Source organism: Janthinobacterium sp. LPB2021202312-11-4, assembly GCF_037049705.1.
Lineage (GTDB): Bacteria > Pseudomonadota > Gammaproteobacteria > Pseudomonadales > Pseudomonadaceae > Aquipseudomonas.
In genome coordinates this window covers 25650-43408 of the sequence record NZ_JBAGKV010000003.1, presented here as the reverse complement: position 1 = coordinate 43408, position 17759 = coordinate 25650, and the positions used below count along the sequence as shown (strand labels likewise).

15 protein-coding genes are annotated in these 17759 nt (G+C 61.0%); 5 read left to right on the top strand and 10 right to left on the bottom strand.

From position 1 onward, the window contains the following. The first annotated feature begins 39 nt into the window (after positions 1-39). From V5E99_RS04160 to V5E99_RS04140, 5 genes are all read left to right on the top strand, one after another. Positions 40-564, top strand: coding sequence for an iron transporter (locus V5E99_RS04160; protein ID WP_499801157.1), 525 nt, complete (start codon positions 40-42; stop codon positions 562-564). Beyond that, positions 565-897 (top strand): cupredoxin domain-containing protein, encoded by a 333-nt coding sequence (locus V5E99_RS04155; protein ID WP_499801155.1) that lies wholly within the window; start codon positions 565-567, stop codon positions 895-897. A gap of 22 nt (positions 898-919) precedes the next feature. After that, positions 920-1774 carry an FTR1 family iron permease gene (locus tag V5E99_RS04150; RefSeq protein ID WP_499801153.1) on the top strand — a complete coding sequence of 285 codons (855 nt, stop codon included), beginning with the start codon at positions 920-922 and terminating at the stop codon, positions 1772-1774. Next, complete coding sequence (locus tag V5E99_RS04145) at positions 1762-3135, top strand: 4Fe-4S binding protein (RefSeq protein ID WP_499801151.1); 1374 nt, start codon at positions 1762-1764, stop codon at positions 3133-3135. Before V5E99_RS04150 ends, V5E99_RS04145 begins: the two co-directional genes overlap by 13 nt. 440 nt (positions 3136-3575) lie before the next feature. Then, on the top strand, positions 3576-3938 hold the full coding sequence (locus V5E99_RS04140) for a DUF6124 family protein (RefSeq protein WP_499801150.1): 363 nt from the start codon (positions 3576-3578) through the stop codon (positions 3936-3938). 221 nt (positions 3939-4159) lie between these two features. On the opposite strand, the gene V5E99_RS04135 is transcribed toward V5E99_RS04140, so the two are convergent. From V5E99_RS04135 to V5E99_RS04090, 10 genes are all read right to left on the bottom strand, one after another. After that, positions 4160-5779 carry a methyl-accepting chemotaxis protein gene (locus V5E99_RS04135; RefSeq protein WP_499801149.1) on the bottom strand — a complete coding sequence of 540 codons (1620 nt, stop codon included), beginning with the start codon at positions 5777-5779 and terminating at the stop codon, positions 4160-4162. Between the two features lie 93 nt (positions 5780-5872). After that, complete coding sequence (locus V5E99_RS04130) at positions 5873-6568, bottom strand: anaerobic ribonucleoside-triphosphate reductase activating protein (protein WP_499801148.1); 696 nt, start codon at positions 6566-6568, stop codon at positions 5873-5875. Then, positions 6565-6732: an anaerobic ribonucleoside-triphosphate reductase gene (gene nrdD, locus V5E99_RS04125; protein ID WP_017338867.1), complete on the bottom strand. Its 168-nt coding sequence runs from the start codon at positions 6730-6732 to the stop codon at positions 6565-6567. The genes V5E99_RS04130 and nrdD overlap by 4 nt, the downstream gene beginning before the upstream one ends. A gap of 32 nt (positions 6733-6764) precedes the next feature. Next, positions 6765-8780 (bottom strand): ribonucleoside triphosphate reductase, encoded by a 2016-nt coding sequence (locus V5E99_RS04120; protein WP_499801147.1) that lies wholly within the window; start codon positions 8778-8780, stop codon positions 6765-6767. 249 nt (positions 8781-9029) lie between these two features. Then, positions 9030-10022, bottom strand: coding sequence for a GTP 3',8-cyclase MoaA (moaA, locus tag V5E99_RS04115; RefSeq protein ID WP_499801146.1), 993 nt, complete (start codon positions 10020-10022; stop codon positions 9030-9032). Positions 10023-10046: 24 nt separating this feature from the next. Further along, positions 10047-11003: a peptidylprolyl isomerase gene (locus V5E99_RS04110; protein WP_499801145.1), complete on the bottom strand. Its 957-nt coding sequence runs from the start codon at positions 11001-11003 to the stop codon at positions 10047-10049. 10 nt (positions 11004-11013) lie between these two features. Beyond that, positions 11014-11694 carry a respiratory nitrate reductase subunit gamma gene (gene narI, locus V5E99_RS04105; protein WP_499801144.1) on the bottom strand — a complete coding sequence of 227 codons (681 nt, stop codon included), beginning with the start codon at positions 11692-11694 and terminating at the stop codon, positions 11014-11016. Next, a complete protein-coding gene (gene narJ / locus V5E99_RS04100) occupies positions 11687-12442 on the bottom strand; it encodes a nitrate reductase molybdenum cofactor assembly chaperone (protein ID WP_499801143.1) in 756 nt (251 codons plus the stop codon). The genes narI and narJ overlap by 8 nt, the downstream gene beginning before the upstream one ends. 2 nt (positions 12443-12444) lie before the next feature. Further along, positions 12445-13983, bottom strand: coding sequence for a nitrate reductase subunit beta (gene narH / locus V5E99_RS04095; protein ID WP_010460230.1), 1539 nt, complete (start codon positions 13981-13983; stop codon positions 12445-12447). A gap of 1 nt (position 13984) precedes the next feature. Beyond that, positions 13985-17758, bottom strand: a complete 3774-nt coding sequence (locus V5E99_RS04090) for a nitrate reductase subunit alpha (protein ID WP_499801141.1) — start codon at positions 17756-17758, stop codon at positions 13985-13987. Position 17759 lies beyond the last annotated feature (1 nt).

The following is a 17759-nucleotide window of genomic DNA, read 5'->3' as shown; positions in this document are numbered from 1 at the left end:
AGACTCGGGTTCCTACTCGACAGCGCCCAGGAAGACCTTATGCGTACCCACCTCTCACTCGCCCTGCTCTTGCTCGTACCGCTGGCTCAAGCCAAGGAATACCCGATCGGCGAACCCCAGCTGTGTCCTGGACTTGAAGTCGGGGCGGTGTATTTGCAACCGATCGAGATGGCACCGGCGGGCATGATGCGCGCGACGGCCGATTCCGATGTTCACCTGGAAGCCGATATCCGGGCCACCGCTGACAACCGCCAAGGCTTTCAGGAAGGCAGTTTCGTGCCTTACCTCAATGTCTCGTTCAGTTTGAGCAGAGCGGGTAACCCGGAGGAAATCAAGGGTGATTTCCATGCCATGGTCGCCAATGACGGCCCGCACTATGGCGACAATGTGAAGCTGCTGGGGCCAGGCAAATATCGGCTGACCTTCACCGTTCTGCCACCCAGCGGTCACGCCTCCCTCGGGCGCCATACCGACAAGGAAACCGGTGTAGCGCCCTGGTTCGAACGCTGCGAACTGCACTACGAGTTCGTCTACGCCGGCATCGGCAAAAAAGGTGGCTATTGAATGAAACGCCTGCCTCTCGCCTGCCTGATGCTGGCCGGAGCAGTTGCGCCGATAACGGCCCGAGCAGAGTTGCCGACCTACGAACTGATCCTGCGCGATGGCCACTTCACCCCGGCCGTGCTTGAGGTGCCGGCCGGACAGCGCTTCAAGATCGTCCTGAAGAACAACGGCCAGGGACCGGCCGAGTTCGAGAGCACACCGTTGCGGGTTGAAAAAGTGCTGTCGCCGGGCGTGACCACCTTCGTCGTGATTCACCCGCTCAGCCCCGGCCACTATCCCTTTTTCGACGAGTTCAATCCGCAACTGCCCGAGGGCGGCATCCTCGCGAAGTAAACCGCGCATGCACGGAGTTCCCATGAATCAATCAATGTTCATCGTCTGGCGCGAAAGCGTCGAGGCGCTGCTGGTGATCGGCATCCTCCAGGCCTGGGCCAGCCAGCAAGGCCAGGGCAATCGCCTGGTCAAATTCCTCTGGGCCGGGGTGCTGCTGGGCTTGATGCTCTCAGGCCTGCTCGCGGTGCTGATTCTGTTTGCCGGCGAGGCCATGAGCGGCTCGGCCAGTGAATGGTTCCAGGCAGCGCTGGCGCTGGTGGCGAGCCTGCTGATGGTGCAAATGGTCGGCTGGATGCATCGCCACGGGCGCACGCTGACCTTTGATTTGCGCCAACATGCCGACCGCCATCTGGCCCGGCGCGGCGGTTTGGGGCTGTTGCTGCTGGCGATGCTCGCGGTCAGCCGCGAAGGCAGCGAAACCGTGGTGTTTCTCTACGGCGCCGGCGCTCGCTTGCGTGGCCCGCAGCTCGGTCTGTTTGCAGTCGGCGGCGTCATGGGCCTGGTGCTGTCGGCCCTCACTCTTGCCCTGCTGCACAGCAGTCGCCGGTTCATTTCATGGCGGCGATTTTTTGCGCTCAGCGAAGTGGTCCTGCTCATGCTGGGCGCAGCGCTATTGGTCAGCGGCACCGAGCGAATCGGCGGCCAACTGCTCGCCCTCGATGTGCCGGAGCAGGTCTACAGCCTCGTTGGCGAGGCGCTGTGGGACAGCAGCGCGGTGCTGAGCGACAGCCATGGACTGGGCAGTTTTCTGGCCGGTTTCGCCGGTTATCGGGCAACCCCCAGTGGCCTGACCTTGTTGGTATGGCTCGGTTACTGGCTGGTGGTCGGTGTCTGGCTGCGGCCACGGACTGCGGACAACCTGCCATGCCCGACCTGAGCCGGCGCAATCGATGGCTCCAGCGCCTGGGTGACGGGATGCGTCGTCATGCGCCGGTCATCCGTGCCGTGCAGTGGGTCGTGGTGCTGTTCTACGCGTTGCTGTTGGTGACCCCGGCGATGTTGCCGCTGCCGGACAGCCAGGCGCGGATCGTCGACAACCTGACCTTGCTCGCACAGTTTTTGTTCTGGGGAATCTGGTGGCCATTCGTGCTGCTGTCGATGGTGTTGTTCGGACGGCTGTGGTGTGGAGTTTTATGCCCGGAAGGTTCACTCAGCGAATGGGCCAGCCACTACGGTAAAGGCTTGGGGGTGCCGCGCTGGTTGCGCTGGGGCGGCTGGCCCACCCTGGCGTTTTGCCTGACCACCCTCTACGGGCAACTGATCAGCGTTTACGACTACGCCCAAGCGGCGTTATTGATTCTCGGCGGCTCGACCGTGGCGGCGGTCGGCGTCGGCTTGTTGTTTGCCCGGGGCAAACGGGTCTGGTGCCGTTATCTATGCCCGGTCAGCGGCGTTTTCGCCCTGCTCGCCCGGCTGGCCCCGGTGCACTTTCGGGTGGATGAACAACGCTGGATCGCCAACACCGCGCCACGCCTGCCACCGCCCAACTGCGCGCCGCTGCTCGACATCCGTCGCCTGCAAGGCGCCAGTGACTGCCACGCCTGTGGACGTTGCAGCGGCCAACGCGGCGCGGTTCAACTCATCGCCCGCTCCAGCAACCAGGAAATCCTTCAGGCCACCGCGCAGACGCTTTCCCGCTGGGATGCCCGGTTGCTGCTGTTTGGCGTGATCGGCCTGGCCATGGGCGCGTTTCAGTGGACCGTCAGCCCCTGGTTCGTCGCCCTCAAACAAGCCCTGGCCGAATGGCTGATCGAACACGACATGCTCTGGGCCCTGCAGGACAACGCCCCGTGGTGGTTGCTCACTCACTACCCGCAACTCAACGACAGCTTCACCTGGCTCGACGGTTTCAGCATTGTGGTTTACCTGAGTCTGAGTTCGATACTGCTCGGCACCGCGCTGCTGATCCTGCTGCGCCTGAGCGCTCGACTGGCGCAAGATCGCGCCCTGTATTGGCCCCTGGCGCTGACCCTCACGCCCCTGGGTGGTGCGGGATTGTTCCTCGGCTTGTCGGCAACGACGGTGAAATTGCTGCGCTACGAAGGGCTGTTGCTGGCGTGGGTTCAACCGGCCCGGGCCTGCCTGTTGCTGGCTGCGATCGGTTGGAGTCTGTTGCTGGGCTGGGAACGGTTGGGGCGCGAAGATCTGGCCTTGGGGCGGCGCTTGGCGGCTGGCGTTTGTCTGTTAGTGGCTAACGGCTTGGTCGGGGTTGGCTGGTGGTTGCAGTTCTGGGGTTGAGCGCAGGTGCGACCGCTCCGTAACGTCCCGCTAAACGCCATGTTTGCTCAAAACCCACCAACAACAGGGGAAGAAACGCTGGGCGTTTGATGTCCATAAACACGTTTTGAAGAACGCGTTTAGTGACACCCAGTGTTACGTCATAAACGGCTACAACACCTTGCGTCGTTGCCTACGGGTACGCCAGAATTCGCCGGCTTGTGCGGCTGTGGGGCGGGCTATATCGTTTGCTGGTCACTGCAAAACAGTGATCGGGTTTGGTAGCCCGCATCGTTATCAGCCGCATGACAACGCCTCTTTATATGGTGGTCATGCGTGGGGCTCCTCTGTGAGCGCCGGGTTTCCTGATACGACCGGTCTACCAACCCACGTATGGCCGCCACCCTTTGTTTGGTAGCAAGAGTGATGGCTCCTTAAAATTCGTATCAGGAGTTTTATCTATGTTCAAAGTCACACCCAACCCCCCGCATTTCGATCCAGTACCGTTCGACGCCGCCCTTGACCCCAGGAAACTGAAATTGGCGGCAGACCGCGCGCTCGACTTCTACCTCAACCCCGGGGCCCAGAAAGAGCCGATACCGCCCCGCAGCCCCAGCACCCATTTCATCGTTAACCCTGCGGCCGATGACGAAGCGTTGCTCGTCGACGCCAGCGAATCGTTGGCATCCGCCCGCGAGATGGTCAACGATCTTGTCGACCTCGCGCAAGGCCCGCGACGCTATACGATGCTGGTGCTGCAACGGGTCATTTTGATGGGTGAGTTAGCGGTCAATCGCGTACTGGATAACCACAAGCCCGGGTAGTCGCCAGGCATCGTAGGGGCCAAGCTTGCTCGCGAAGGCGTCGTGTCTGGCACAGCGCGTCGTCGCTGTTCGCGGGCAAGCCTCGCTCCTACACCACACCTCAGGTCCTGATTGCTGGTAGCCGCCACGTCTGCTCGCGCCCCACTCTTAAAGCCGATGAAAAATCAGCACGTGCGCCAAGCCACATCATCATGGCTCAGCTTCACCTTAAAACTCCCCTTCTAAACTTTAAACCGCGCCACAGTCTGGTGCAGCGCACCGGCCATCTGCGCCAAATCGTGGCCGGCGGCCTGCGTATGCCGGGCACCCTGCAACACCTGCTCTGACAAATTACGAATGCCCATCAGGTTGCGATCGACTTCGCGCGCGACCAACGCCTGCTCCTCCGTGGCACTGGCAATCATCATGTTGCGTTCGTTGATCTGCGAGATGGACCGGGTGATTTCATCCAGCGCATCACCCGAGCGTTGCGCCACTTCCAGGGTCGCGCGCACCAGGGTGCTGCTGCTTTGCATGGCGGTCACGGCATGGCCGGTGTCCTGGCGAATGTTGCCGATCATCTGCTCGATTTCCTGGGTGGACTCCTGAGTGCGATGGGCCAGGGCGCGCACTTCGTCGGCAACCACGGCAAAGCCGCGTCCGGCATCACCGGCCCGCGCCGCTTCAATCGCCGCGTTGAGCGCCAGCAAATTGGTCTGATCGGCAATGCTGCGAATCACATCCAGCACCTTGCTGATGTCCTGCACCCGGCCGGCCAGTTGCTCGATACGCTGTGACGTATCGGTGACGCCATCGGCCAGTTCGCCGATGGAAACCACGGTTTCCTGAACCTGTTCACGGCCACGTTGCGCGGTTTTCTCGGACTGTCGCGAAGCCTCGGAAGTGCTCACCGCATTGCGCGCCACCTCATCGACCGCCGCCGTCATCTGGTTCACCGCAGCGGCCGCCTGCTCGATTTCAAGCCCTTGCAATTGCAGGCTGCTGTTGGTCTGGCTGCTCACTGCACTCAGTTCTTCGGAGGAACTGGCCACCTGATCCACCGAGGTCGCAATGTGCTTGACCATGGCATTCAAGCTTTGCTGCATCTGGTGCATGTTCATCATCACACTGCCGTCGGCACTGGCCTGCACCGGCACCTGCGTCGTCAGGTCGCCCTGGGCGATTTGGCTCAAGAGCCGCGCCGCCTCATCGGGCTCGCCCCCCAGTGGCCGGGTCACGCTGCGGGTGACAATGATCGCGGCGGTAACGACCAGCCCCAGGCACAGCAGGAACAACCCGAACATGTTGCGCCGGGCATCGCTGTACAGTGCCTGGGCCGACTGTTCGCGGTCGGCGAAGATTTTCCCTTGCAGCGCCATCAATTCATCCAGGCTTCGGTACACCTCGGCCTCGGCCGGAACGACCTTCTGTTTGAGCTGGGTCATGGCGTCATCGACGGCCCCTTGCCGGATCAACACCTGCACTTGGGTGAACGCGGCCACGTAGGCTTCACGATTCTTTTTCAGCGCGGCGTAAGCGGCTTTGCCTTCGGGCAGATAGAACAGCGGCTCCAGCGTTTCGAGGGCCTGGGTGATGCGTTTCTTGGTGGTATCGATGGATTGCTGCACTTGCGAATTGTCTTTATTGATCAGCAAATCCCGGGTGTTCCTGGCGTTATCGCGCACGCCGGTGGCAATGACCATGATCGGTTCGATCTTCGGCCAGTCCTGCTGGACGATAAGCACCGACTGGTCCTTGAGTGTCGACAGGTCGTGCAACGCGTAAAACGCCATGCCCATCAGCGCCAGCGGTGCAATTGCAAAACCGATGACGATGCGTTGTGCGGTACTTAATGTGGCCATATCAAATGCTCCCCGTTTGATACCTGCCCGATAGGCAGCGCATTTGAAAATCATGGTGGGTGTCACTGTTAAATCGTTTAGCCGCAGCCTCGGTTACCCCCGCAACACGAACGCTGGAAACAACTCGCGCATGGCCTCCCAAAGATCCGGAAGCAAGGCTTGTGCCGACACACTTGGCAGTTGCGGATCGAACATCTGCTCGGTGCGTACCAGTTGCACGGCGAAGCGTTTGACGCCCAGCTCATTCAAGCGCTGCGCGAGGATCAACAGCCCTGCCGGTTTGAACAGATGCCAGTGCACGGTGGTGCGGCATTCGTAATCCACACCACTGGCCAACAGATGTTCGAGGCTGCGCCAGTTCGCCGCTCCACTGCCTTCGACCCGGGTGATGGCCTGGCAATCCTCGGGCAATGCCTTGACATCGAAACCGACCCAATCGGCACCGGTCAGGGCCTTGGCAAACGCCGCCGGTTTGATCCCGGCGCTGTGCAGGCCGACGCGAAAACCCATCGCCCGCACCTCATCCATCGCGCCAAGCAAACCGTCTTGCAAGGTCGGCTCACCGCCGCTGAACACCACCGCATCGAGCAGGTCCTGACGGCGTTGCAGAAACGCCAACACCCGCCGCCAATCCACTTCATCGGTGCCCCGAGGCGGGATCAACTGCGGGTTATGGCAGTAACGACAACGCCAGGCGCAACCCTGGCAAAACAGCACGCAGGCGAGCTGCCCCGGATAGTCGATAGTGGTCAGGGGCACCATGCCCCCAACCCGTAGCGTTCGACTCATTGGCGTCCGGCCAGCGCCGCGCTTTCAGTGAAGTGCACCCGCTCGCGGTGCTCGGACTGTTTGCCTGGGTTGAACGCCGAAACCGGCCGGTGATAGCCCATCACCCGGGTCCAGACTTCGCAGCGTTGACGTTGAGCCTGGGGCAGTGTTTGCGATGCAGTCATGGTGAAGCTCCTTGGGATTGAGTGGATCGAAATCAGTGAACGGTGCCGGGTAGCTGTTCTTTCAACAGCAGGACCTCGTCACATTTGGGGCAGAACTCATGCTCGCCATCGAGGTAGCCGTGCACCGGGCAGATCGAGAACGTCGGGGTCACGGTCAGGTACGGCAGGCGGAAACGTCCAAGGGCTTTGCGCACCAGTTGCTTGCAGGCCTGGGTCGAGGAAATCCGCTCGGCCATGTACAGATGCAAGACCGTGCCGCCGGTGTATTTGCATTGCAGTTCGTCTTGCAGCTCCAGGGCTTCGAACGGGTCATCGGTATAGCCCACCGGCAATTGCGAGGAGTTGGTGTAATACGGCGCTTGCGTCGTGCCGGCCTGGAGAATGTCGGGGTAGCGCTTGAGGTCTTCCTTGGCGAAGCGATAGGTGGTGCCTTCCGCCGGGGTCGCTTCCAGGTTGTAGAGGTGCCCGGTTTCTTCCTGAAAACGCAGCAACGTGGCGCGCACATGGTCCAGCAACTTCAGGGCGAACTGGCGGCCATTCTCGGTGTGCGTGCCCTCTTTGTCGGCACTGAAATTGCGCAGCATTTCATGCAGGCCATTGAGGCCGATGGTGGAGAAATGGTTGCGCAAGGTGCCCAGGTAACGCTTGGTGTAAGGGTACAAACCGGCGTCCATATGGTGCTGGATGACCTTGCGCTTGACCTCCAGGCTTTCCATCGCCAGCTCCATCAGCGTGTCCAGGCGCTTGAGCAAACCGCTGGTATCGCCCTTGAACACATAGCCCAGGCGCGCGCAGTTGATGGTCACCACACCGAGCGATCCGGTCTGTTCCGCCGAGCCAAACAAACCGCCGCCGCGCTTGAGCAACTCGCGCACATCCAGTTGCAGCCGGCAGCACATGGAGCGCACTTGGTTGGGTTGCAGATCGGAATTGAGGAAGTTCTGGAAGTACGGCAGGCCATAACGGGCCGTCATCTCGAACAGGCGGTCGGCGTTCTCGCTGTCCCACGGAAAGTCATGGGTGATGTTGTAGGTCGGGATCGGAAAGGTGAACACTCGCCCTTTCGCATCGCCGGCCTGCATCACCTCGATGTAGGCGCGGTTGAGCACATCCATTTCGACTTGCAGGTCGCCGTAGGCAAACGGCATTTCTTCACCGCCGATGATCGGGATCTGCTCGCGTAAATCCTGCGGGCAGACCCAGTCGAAGGTCAGGTTGGTGAACGGCGTCTGGGTGCCCCAGCGCGACGGAACGTTGAGGTTGTAGATGAACTCCTGGAGCGCCTGGCGGACCTCCGGATAACTCAGTTGATCCTTGCGCACATACGGCGCCAGGTAGGTATCGAACGAGCTGAACGCCTGGGCGCCGGCCCATTCGTTTTGCAGGGTGCCGAGGAAATTCACCATCTGCCCCAGGGCACTGCTCAAATGCTTCGGCGGCCCCGCTTCGACACGCCCCGGCACACCATTGAGGCCTTCATGCAACAAGGTCCGCAGCGACCAGCCGGCGCAGTAACCGGCCAACATGTCCAGGTCGTGCACATGCAAATCGGCCTCGCGATGGGCCTGGCCGATGGCCTCGCTGTACACCTCGTCCAGCCAGTAGTTGGCGGTGACCTTGCCCGACACGTTCAACACCAGCCCACCGAGGGAATAACCCTGATTGGCGTTGGCCTGGACCCGCCAGTCTTCGCGGTCCAGGTATTCGTTCATCGACGTGGCCACTTCGACCAGGGTCCGGCGGTCACGGCGCAAACGCCCGTGCTGTTCGCGATAGACGATGTAGGCCCGCATGGCGAGGAAATAACCGGCGTCCATCAGCACCCTTTCAACGCGGTCCTGGATTTGCTCAACATGCAGCCGGGGCAATCCTTCCAGCCGGGCCAGTACCGCCAGCAGCAAACCTTCGGCTTCCGCCTCGGCATACTCTCCGGTGGCCTTGCCCGCCGCAATCAACGCCTGACGGATTTTGTCCGCATCAAAGGCGACCAGATTGCCGTCGCGCTTGTGCAAACGGTTACATCCCACTGAAATCAGCGTGCTCTGCATTAGGCCTCCAAACACTACATATAGATTTTTACTAAGTAAAAAACACAACATGCAGTGAAGACTACGGGCAATAAGCGGTTCTGCAATTGATCGACATCAAGATTTGCGGACGATTAAAACCACGTGACACAGCGTGCATCTAATGTGTGGGGCTTGCTCGCGAAAGCGGTGTGTCAGCGAACATCATGGCTGACTGATAAGCCGCCTTCGCGAGCAAGCCCGCTCCCACAGTGGATCTGCGTATCCCGTTCAACCGCCACTCATGTTCATGAAGCGCACTATCTGCACCTCGCCGGCGGGGTTGAAGTCGTGACGCAATGGCTTGCCGCGCAGGGCTTTTTGCACGGCGTCGATCAGCGGTTGATCGTCCAGCGGATAGCGGCGCAGCAAGCCACGCAAATCCAGCGCATCGTCTTGCCCCAGACACAGCAACAGCTTGCCCTCGACGGTCATTCGCACCCGGTTGCAACTGCCACAGAAGTTGTGGCTGTTGGGTGAAATGAAACCGATGCGGGTGTCGGGATGGCGCTCCAGCCGCACGTAGCGCGCCGGCCCGCCGCTATTTTCGGTGCTGTCGAGCAAGCGGTGACGACTGGCAATCAGCGCCCGCACGTCGTCGCTGGAGCAAAACGATTCACCCCGTGATCGGCCGACATCGCCCAAGGGCATTTCCTCGATGAAACTGATGTCGATGTGTTGATCAATGGCGTATTGCACCAACCCCGGGACTTCATCGAAGTTGCGCCCCTTCATCACCACGCAGTTGAGTTTGACCCGCTCGAACCCCGCGTCCCGCGCCGCTTCGATGCCGTTGAGCACCTGATCGAGATCGCCGTTGCGGGTGATTGCGCGAAACTTCTGCCCGTCCAGGCTATCGAGGCTGATGTTCATCCGCTTCACGCCCGCCTCCACCAACGGCCGGGCCAAACGGCCCAGTTGCGAGCCGTTGCTGGTCATGACCAGTTCGCGCAAACCGGGTAAGGCAGCGATGTTGCGGCACAGTCCGACGATGCCGGGACGGATCAGCGGCTCGCCGCCGGTGAGGCGGATTTTGCGCACACCCTGGCCGACGAACAGTGTCGCCAGGCGTTGCAGTTCCTCCAGCGTCAGGACCTGCTGACGCGGCAGGAACGTCATGTTTTTCGCCATGCAATACACACAGCGAAAATCACAACGGTCCGTCACCGACATCCGCAGATAGTCGATCTGCCGTCCAAAGCCATCCTGCATCACAGCGTTCATCACATCTCCCGTTGACCCCAAGGCTCACTGCACCAGCGGTGAGTCGGCGCCCTGCAAGTGGATGCCGCGAATATCCGCCGCGCCGATCAGGGTTTGCAGGTACTGCACCAGGGCTTTTTGCCAGACGCCTTGCTGCAACTGCGTGCGGATCGCCGTCGCCACCACGTCATAGGGCAACGGCATGCCTTCGATCCGCTGATCGACACTGATCACATGCCAGCCGTAACGGCTCTCCAACGGTTTGCTGGCCAGGCCCGGCGCCAGGGTGAACAGTTGACGTTCCAGTTCGGGCACGGTCTGGCCTTTGCTGATCTGCCCCAAAGAACCGCCTTGCGCCTTCGACGGGCAGGCCGAATATTTCACGGCCAGCTCGGCGAAACTGCCGGGGAATTCTTCCAGCCGCTGCAACAGGATTTCCGCTTGAGCATGCGCCAGTGCGCGGGCTTCGGTATCGTCCGGCGCGCATTCGAGCAGGATGTGCCGCACCGCCAGCAACGGCGCGCTGTGAAAGCGCCCGCGATTGTTTTCGTAGTAGCGCAGGCTGGTTTCCTCATCGCACTGCGGCACATGCACCTCACGCTCAAGCAACAAGCGCGTGGCCGCTTCTTCGTTCTCACCAGCGCCGATCTCCAGCGCCACGCCGAGTTCGGCAATGCGCTGCTGCAACAACTCGCGGATCACCAGCGCCCGGGCGGCCAGATAGACCGCCTCCTCGCGACTTTCCGCCGGGTGATATTGCAGCTCCAGCGCCATCGCTTCCGGGGTGATCGACACCCCGTTGACGCTGATGATCGGCCACTCCTGCTCGCTGCTGGCAATCAACTGCGCCGGGGCGTCATCGGTCGCCGACTCAACCGGGAGGGCCTCAAACTGCCCCACAGCGGTCGGCGCGATGTCGACGACATCGGGCTGCGCTTGTTTGGAAGAACCGCAGCCACCGCTGCCCCCGTTACCGCCACCACATCCACATCCACCTGACATGATTGTCTCCTCAGAACTTCTGACGAACGATTTGATAACGACGCCCCAGGTACCAGATCGGTGCGCTGATCATGTGTACGAGACGGGTGAAGGGGAACAGCACGAACAGGGTCAAGCCGAGAAACACGTGCAGCTTGTAGGTCAGCCCGACCGGGGCAATCGATGCCGCCGCGTCCATCGGCCGCAGCAGCACGGTGTTCTGTGCCCAATCGGCAAGCATCACCATGACCGAGCCGTCCATGTGTTCGGTGGACGCGACGATCGTCAGCAGACCGAGCAGCAACTGCGCGAGCAACACCAGCAGAATCAGGATGTCCGAAGGGCTGGAGGTGGCGCGAACCCGAGGGTCGGTCAGCCGCCGTTTGACCAGCATCAGCAGCCCCACCAGGCACAGCAGGCCGAAGATCCCGCCGGAAACCATCGCCAGCAACTGCTTGTTCTCGGTGCTGATCACATGGTGGTAAACCGACGCCGGAGTCAGCAGGCCAACGAAGTGCCCGGCTAGCACGAACAACACACCGATGTGGAAGAAATTGCTCGCCACGCGCATGCCGCGCTGGTTGAGCATCTGGCTGGAGCCCGCCTTCCAGGTGTACTGCGACAGATCGAAGCGGGCCCAACTGCCAATCAGGCAAATCGCCAGGGCCACATAGGGGTAAACCCCGAACAACAACAGATTCCATTTAGACATTGCCCACCTCCTTGGCTGGCACGGCGGCCAGCCCTTCATGCTGAAAATCGACCCAGTGCAGCGGCACCGCGCTTTCTTCCCGAGCCTTGCCCGGTGCGCTTGGCAGTCCACTGCAACGGTCCTGCTGTTCGGCCTGGAGAAAATCCACGGCCTCCTCTTCCCAGATCTTGTCGAGGGCTTCGAGGGAGTCGTCCCGGGGTTCTGCGGCGACCTGCGCGCGCAGGTCGGCCACCGCCTGATGAGGCTCGGCCCCGGCAATTTGCAGCAGCGCCCGGAAGCAACTGGCGTAAGCGCTTTCACGCTCCTCCAGACGCGCCGCGAGCAAGGCCAGCAGGTGCGACACATCCGCCAGGCCCTCGCGGGCCTCGATGTCTTCGCGGGTCGAAAGGAACTCCAGGTACAGCGGGATATAGTCCGGCAGCTCCTTGACGCCGATGGCAAAACCGGCGGCTTCGTACTGCGCCATCATGTCGACCATCGCCTGGCCACGGTCGCGGGATTCGCCGTGCACGTGCTCGAACAACAACAGCGACAGCGAGCGCCCCCGGCCGAACAGCGCACCGTAGTGCTCCTGCCCGTCCATCAGGTCATTGGCGCAGATCAGTTCCAGCAACTCGAACAATGCGCCGCGCTGCTTCGGGCTGATTTCCCGGGACTGGATAATCGCTTGCTCCAGTTCGTCGCGCCCGCCCGTCAGGGTCTCGGTCGGGTAGTCGAGCAGCAGCGAAATCACTTTGAGAATTTGCATGCTCATTCCTCCCACAACTGCACGGTTTTGAGGATGTCGCGGCGGTTGGCTTTCTTCGCACCAAACATGTTGGTGTCGGAGCTGCCACTGCACCCGCTGCCAAAACTGAAGCCGCACCCGGAGCGCTCGGCGAAGGCGTCGCTCATGGCGTCTTCACGGTGAGCACTCGGTACTACGAAGCGGTCCTCATAGTTGGCAATCGCCAGGTAGCGATACATCTCTTCAACCTGAGCCACGCTCAAACCGACATCCGCCAGCACTTGCAGGTCCTGGACGCCATCGACTTGCTCCGAACGCTTGTAGGCGCGCATCGCCAGCAAGCGTTTCAGCGCACGCTTGACCGGTTTTTCATCGCCTGCGGTCAGCAGGTTGGCCAAGTACTTCAGGGGAATGCGCAGGCTGTCGACATCCGGGATCACCCCGTTCATGCCCACGGTGCCAGCGGTCGCGGCGTTCTGAATCGGCGACAGCGGCGGTACATACCAAACCATCGGCAAGGTGCGGTATTCCGGGTGCAGCGGCAGTGCGAGCTTCCAGTCCACGGCCATTTTGTAGACCGGCGAACGTTGCGCCGAGTCGATCACCGACTGCGGCACGCCATCGGCCAAGGCCTGACGGATCACTGCCGGGTCGTTCGGGTCGAGGAAGATCTCCAGTTGTTTTTCGTACAGGTCCTGCTCGTTGGCGGTGCTCGCCACTTCGCTGATGCGATCGGCGTCATACAGCAGCACCCCGAGGTAGCGGATACGGCCGACACAGGTTTCAGCGCACACGGTCGGCATCCCGGCTTCGATACGCGGGTAGCAGAAGATGCATTTCTCGGACTTGCCGCTTTTCCAGTTGAAATAGATCTTCTTGTACGGACAGCCGCTGATGCACATCCGCCAGCCACGGCATTTTTCCTGGTCGATCAGGACGATGCCGTCCTCTTCGCGCTTGTAGATCGCCCCGCTCGGGCACGAGGCCGCACAGGTCGGGTTGAGGCAGTGCTCACACAGGCGCGGCAGGTACATCATGAAGGTGTTTTCGTACTCGCCGTAAATGTCTGCCTGGATCTTGTCGAAGTTCTTGTCCTTGCGCCGCTTGGCGAATTCGGTGCCGAGAATTTCCTCCCAGTTTGGGCCCCACTCGATTTTCTCCATGCGTTTGCCGGAGATCAGCGAACGCGGACGCGCCGTTGGCTGGTGCTCGCCCAGGGGTGCGGTGTGCAGGTGCTGGTAATCGAAATCGAACGGCTCGTAATAGTCGTCGAGGCTCGGCAGGTCCGGGTTGGCGAAGATGTTCGCCAACACCCGGAATTTACCGCCGATGCGCGGGTTGATCGTGCCGTTGGCGTTGCGAATCCAGCCGCCCTTCCACTTGTCCTGGTTTTCCCATTCCTTCGGATAGCCGATGCCCGGTTTCGATTCAACGTTGTTGAACCATGCGTATTCCATGCCTTCGCGGCTGGTCCAGACGTTTTTGCAGGTGATCGAACAAGTGTGGCAACCGATGCATTTGTCCAGGTTCAGCACCATGCCGATTTGTGAGCGAATCTTCATCTCAGTTCTCCTCAATATCGGTCGGCAGCGGACGCGGCAGGTCATCACCGGACGAACCATCGAGCCAGTCGACTTTGGACATTTTGCGCACCACGACAAACTCGTCGCGGTTGCAACCGACGGTGCCGTAATAGTTGAAACCGTAGGCTTGCTGGGCATAGCCACCGATCATGTGGGTCGGCTTGAGCACGACACGGGTCACCGAGTTGTGGTGGCCGCCACGGGTCTTGGTGGTTTCGGAACCGGGCACGTTCACGATCCGTTCCTGGGCGTGATACATCATCACCATGCCGTCCTTGACCCGCTGGCTGACCACCGCCCGGGCGGTCAATGCGCCGTTGACGTTGAAGCACTCGATCCAGTCGTTGTCCTCGATACCGGCGCTTTTCGCATCGTTCTCCGAGAGCCAGACAATCGGCCCGCCACGGCTGAGGGTCAGCATCAGCAGGTTGTCGCTGTAGGTGCTGTGGATGCCCCATTTCTGGTGCGGGGTGATCCAGTTCAGGACGATTTCGATCTCACCGTTGCTGCGCTTGCCTTTCACTCCTTCAATGGTGCGGGTGTTGACCGGTGGGCGATAACTCATCAGTTGTTCGCCGAACGCCTGCATCCACGGGTGATCCTGGTAGAACTGCTGGCGACCGGTGATGGTGCGCCACGGGATCGCCTCGTGAACGTTGGTGTAGCCGGCGTTGTAGCTGACGTGATCGTCTTCAAGGCCTGACCAGGTCGGGCTGGAAATGATCTTGCGCGGCTGCGCCTGAATGTCGCGGAAACGAATCGCCTCGTGGGCCTTGGACAGCGCCAGGTGGCTGTGGTCGATGCCGGTGAATTCCGACAGCGCGGCCCAGGCCTTCACGGCAACCTGGCCGTTGGTTTCCGGGGCCAGGGACAGAATCACTTCAGCGGCGTCGATGGCCGTGTCGATTTTCGGCCGACCGTGGCTGATCCCGGCGTCGCCTTCTTTGTGATTGAGTTCACCGAGGAATTTCACTTCGTCTTCGGTGTTCCAGTTGATGCCCTTGCCGCCGTTGCCGTGTTTTTCCAGCAATGGCCCAAGCGACGAGAACTGCTTGTAGATGTTCGGATAATCGCGCTCGACCACGTGCAGGTTCGGTGCGTTCTTGCCCGGTACCGGCGCCACGCCTTCGCTTTTCCAGTCGGTGCCGCCAAACGGCTGGGCCAGTTCGCCGACGCTGTCGTGCATCAACGGAATGGTCACTAGGTCCTTTTCAACGCCCAGGTGCCCTTCGGACATGCTGGAAAACGCCTTGGCGATGCCTTTGTAGATTTCCCAGTCGGAACGCGATTCCCACGCTGGGTCGATGGCAGCCGACAACGGGTGAATGAACGGGTGCATGTCCGAGGTGTTCATGTCGTCTTTTTCGTACCAGGTCGCGGTCGGCAAGACGATGTCGGAATAGACGCAGGTCGACGACATGCGGAAGTCCAGCGTGGTGACCAGATCGAGCTTGCCTATGGCGCCCTCGTCGACCCATTCGGCTTCTTCGGGTTTGCAGTCGCCGACCTGGCCGATGTCTTCGTTCATCACGCCGTTCTTGGTGCCGAGCAGGTACTTGAGCATGTACTCGTGGCCCTTGCCCGAGGAGCCCAGCAGGTTGGAACGCCAGATGAACATGTTGCGCGGGAAGTTCACCGGGCTGTCCGGCTGCTCGCAGGAGAAGCGCAGCGAACCGTCCTGCAACGACTTGACCACGTAGTCTTTCGGGTCCATGCCGGCGGCTGCGGCATCGCGGCAGATGTGCAGCGGGTTGGTGTTGAGTTGCGGTGCGCTGGGCAGCCAGCCGGCCCGTTCGGCGCGGATGTTGTAGTCCAGGGCATGCTCGGGGAATTGGGATTTATCGGCCAGCGGCGAGAGCACGTCGTGCATGCTCATTTTCTCGTGGCGCCACTGCGAACTGTGGGCGTAGAAGAAACTGGTGCCGTTCATCTGGCGCGGCGGACGGTTCCAGTCCAGGCCAAACGCCAGGGGCAGCCAGCCGCATTGCGGGCGGAGTTTTTCCTGGCCGACGTAGTGCGCCCAACCGCCACCGGTCTGGCCGACACACCCGCAGAGCATGAGCATGTTGATCAGCCCGCGGTAGTTCATGTCCATGTGGTACCAGTGGTTCATCGCCGCGCCAACGATGATCATCGAGCGGCCCTTGGTCTTGTCGGCGTTGTCGGCAAATTCACGGGCAATCTGGATGGCTTTTTCGCGGCTGACGCCGGTGATTTTCTCCTGCCAGGCCGGGGTGCCAGGCACCGAGGCGTCGTCGTAATCCTTGGCCACGTTGTCGCCGCCCAGGCCACGATCAATCGCCAGGTTGGCCGCCGACAGGTCGAACACGGTGGCGACTTTAGCGACGCTACCGTCCGCCAGCACCACGTTATGCACCGGCACACGGCGGTATTGCACCGCGTCGCCGGCCACGTGCTGGAAGTGCTCGTGGGACTCACCGGCAAAATACGGGAACGCCACTTCGGCAACGTCATCGCCGATCAGGCTCAGCTTCAGATCGATCTCGCGACCTTCGCCGCCTTCACGGGCAAGAATGTTCCACTTGCCCTTCTCGCCCCAGCGATAACCGATGGAACCCTGAGGGGACACCAGTTCGCCGTTGACATCGAGGGCGATGGTTTTCCATTCCGGGTTGTTTTCCTGGCCGAGGTTGTCGGTCAAGTCACTGGCGCGCAGGAAGCGGTCCGGCTGATAACCGGCGCCCGGTGCCTTGTCGACCATTTGCTTGAGCAGCACCAGCACCGGCAAATCGGTGAAGCGCTTGGCGTATTCGGTGAAATAGGCGCTCGGCTTGTCCAGGTGGAATTCTTTGAAGATCACATGATTGAACGCTTGGGCCAGCGCCGCATCGGTGCCTTGTTTAGGGTTCAGCCACAGGTCGGTGAGCTTGGCGACTTCCGAGTAATCCGGGGTTATCGCAACCGTTTTGGTGCCCTTGTAACGGACTTCGGTGAAGAAGTGCGCGTCCGGAGTCCGGGTCTGCGGAACGTTGGAGCCCCAGGCAATGATGTAGTTGGAGTTGTACCAGTCGGCCGATTCCGGCACGTCGGTCTGTTCGCCCCAGACCATCGGCGAAGCGGGCGGCAAGTCGCAGTACCAGTCGTAGAAACTCAGGCACGCGCCACCGATCAGCGACAGGTAACGCGAGCCGGCGGCATAGCTGACCATCGACATGGCCGGGATCGGCGAGAAGCCGACGATGCGGTCGGGACCGTATTGCTTGATGGTGTAGACGTTGGCCGCCGCGATGATTTCGTTGACTTCTTCCCAGTTGGAACGAATGAAGCCACCCATGCCGCGCTTGCTTTTATAGGAGTCGGCCTTGGCCTTGTCCTCGACAATGCTCGCCCAGGCTTCGACCGGCGCCATAGTCTGCCGCGCATCGCGCCACAGTTTGAGCAACGGTTTGCGGATTTTCGGGTACTTGAGCCGGTTGGCGCTGTAGATGTACCAACTGTAACTGGCGCCACGCGGGCAGCCACGAGGCTCATGGTTGGGCAGATCGTTGCGGGTACGCGGGTAGTCGGTCTGCTGGGTTTCCCAGGTGATCAAGCCGTTCTTGACGTAGATTTTCCACGAGCACGACCCGGTGCAGTTCACCCCGTGGGTGGAGCGCACGATCTTGTCGTACTGCCAGCGGGAACGGTAGACGTTCTCCCAGTCGCGAGACTCTTTGCGGGTCTCTCCGTGACCGTCGGAAAACTCGTTTTGCTTGCGATTGAAAAACCGCAATTGGTCCAGTAAATGACTCACG

Coding starts and splice junctions, on each gene's coding strand:
- V5E99_RS04160 (WP_499801157.1), top strand. CDS start 40: ATGCGTACCCACCTCTCACTCGCCCTGCTCTTGCTCGTACCGCTGGCT.
- V5E99_RS04155 (WP_499801155.1), top strand. CDS start 565: ATGAAACGCCTGCCTCTCGCCTGCCTGATGCTGGCCGGAGCAGTTGCG.
- V5E99_RS04150 (WP_499801153.1), top strand. CDS start 920: ATGAATCAATCAATGTTCATCGTCTGGCGCGAAAGCGTCGAGGCGCTG.
- V5E99_RS04145 (WP_499801151.1), top strand. CDS start 1,762: ATGCCCGACCTGAGCCGGCGCAATCGATGGCTCCAGCGCCTGGGTGAC.
- V5E99_RS04140 (WP_499801150.1), top strand. CDS start 3,576: ATGTTCAAAGTCACACCCAACCCCCCGCATTTCGATCCAGTACCGTTC.
- V5E99_RS04135 (WP_499801149.1), bottom strand. CDS start 5,779: ATGGCCACATTAAGTACCGCACAACGCATCGTCATCGGTTTTGCAATT.
- V5E99_RS04130 (WP_499801148.1), bottom strand. CDS start 6,568: ATGAGTCGAACGCTACGGGTTGGGGGCATGGTGCCCCTGACCACTATC.
- nrdD (WP_017338867.1), bottom strand. CDS start 6,732: ATGACTGCATCGCAAACACTGCCCCAGGCTCAACGTCAACGCTGCGAA.
- V5E99_RS04120 (WP_499801147.1), bottom strand. CDS start 8,780: ATGCAGAGCACGCTGATTTCAGTGGGATGTAACCGTTTGCACAAGCGC.
- moaA (WP_499801146.1), bottom strand. CDS start 10,022: ATGAACGCTGTGATGCAGGATGGCTTTGGACGGCAGATCGACTATCTG.
- V5E99_RS04110 (WP_499801145.1), bottom strand. CDS start 11,003: ATGTCAGGTGGATGTGGATGTGGTGGCGGTAACGGGGGCAGCGGTGGC.
- narI (WP_499801144.1), bottom strand. CDS start 11,694: ATGTCTAAATGGAATCTGTTGTTGTTCGGGGTTTACCCCTATGTGGCC.
- narJ (WP_499801143.1), bottom strand. CDS start 12,442: ATGCAAATTCTCAAAGTGATTTCGCTGCTGCTCGACTACCCGACCGAG.
- narH (WP_010460230.1), bottom strand. CDS start 13,983: ATGAAGATTCGCTCACAAATCGGCATGGTGCTGAACCTGGACAAATGC.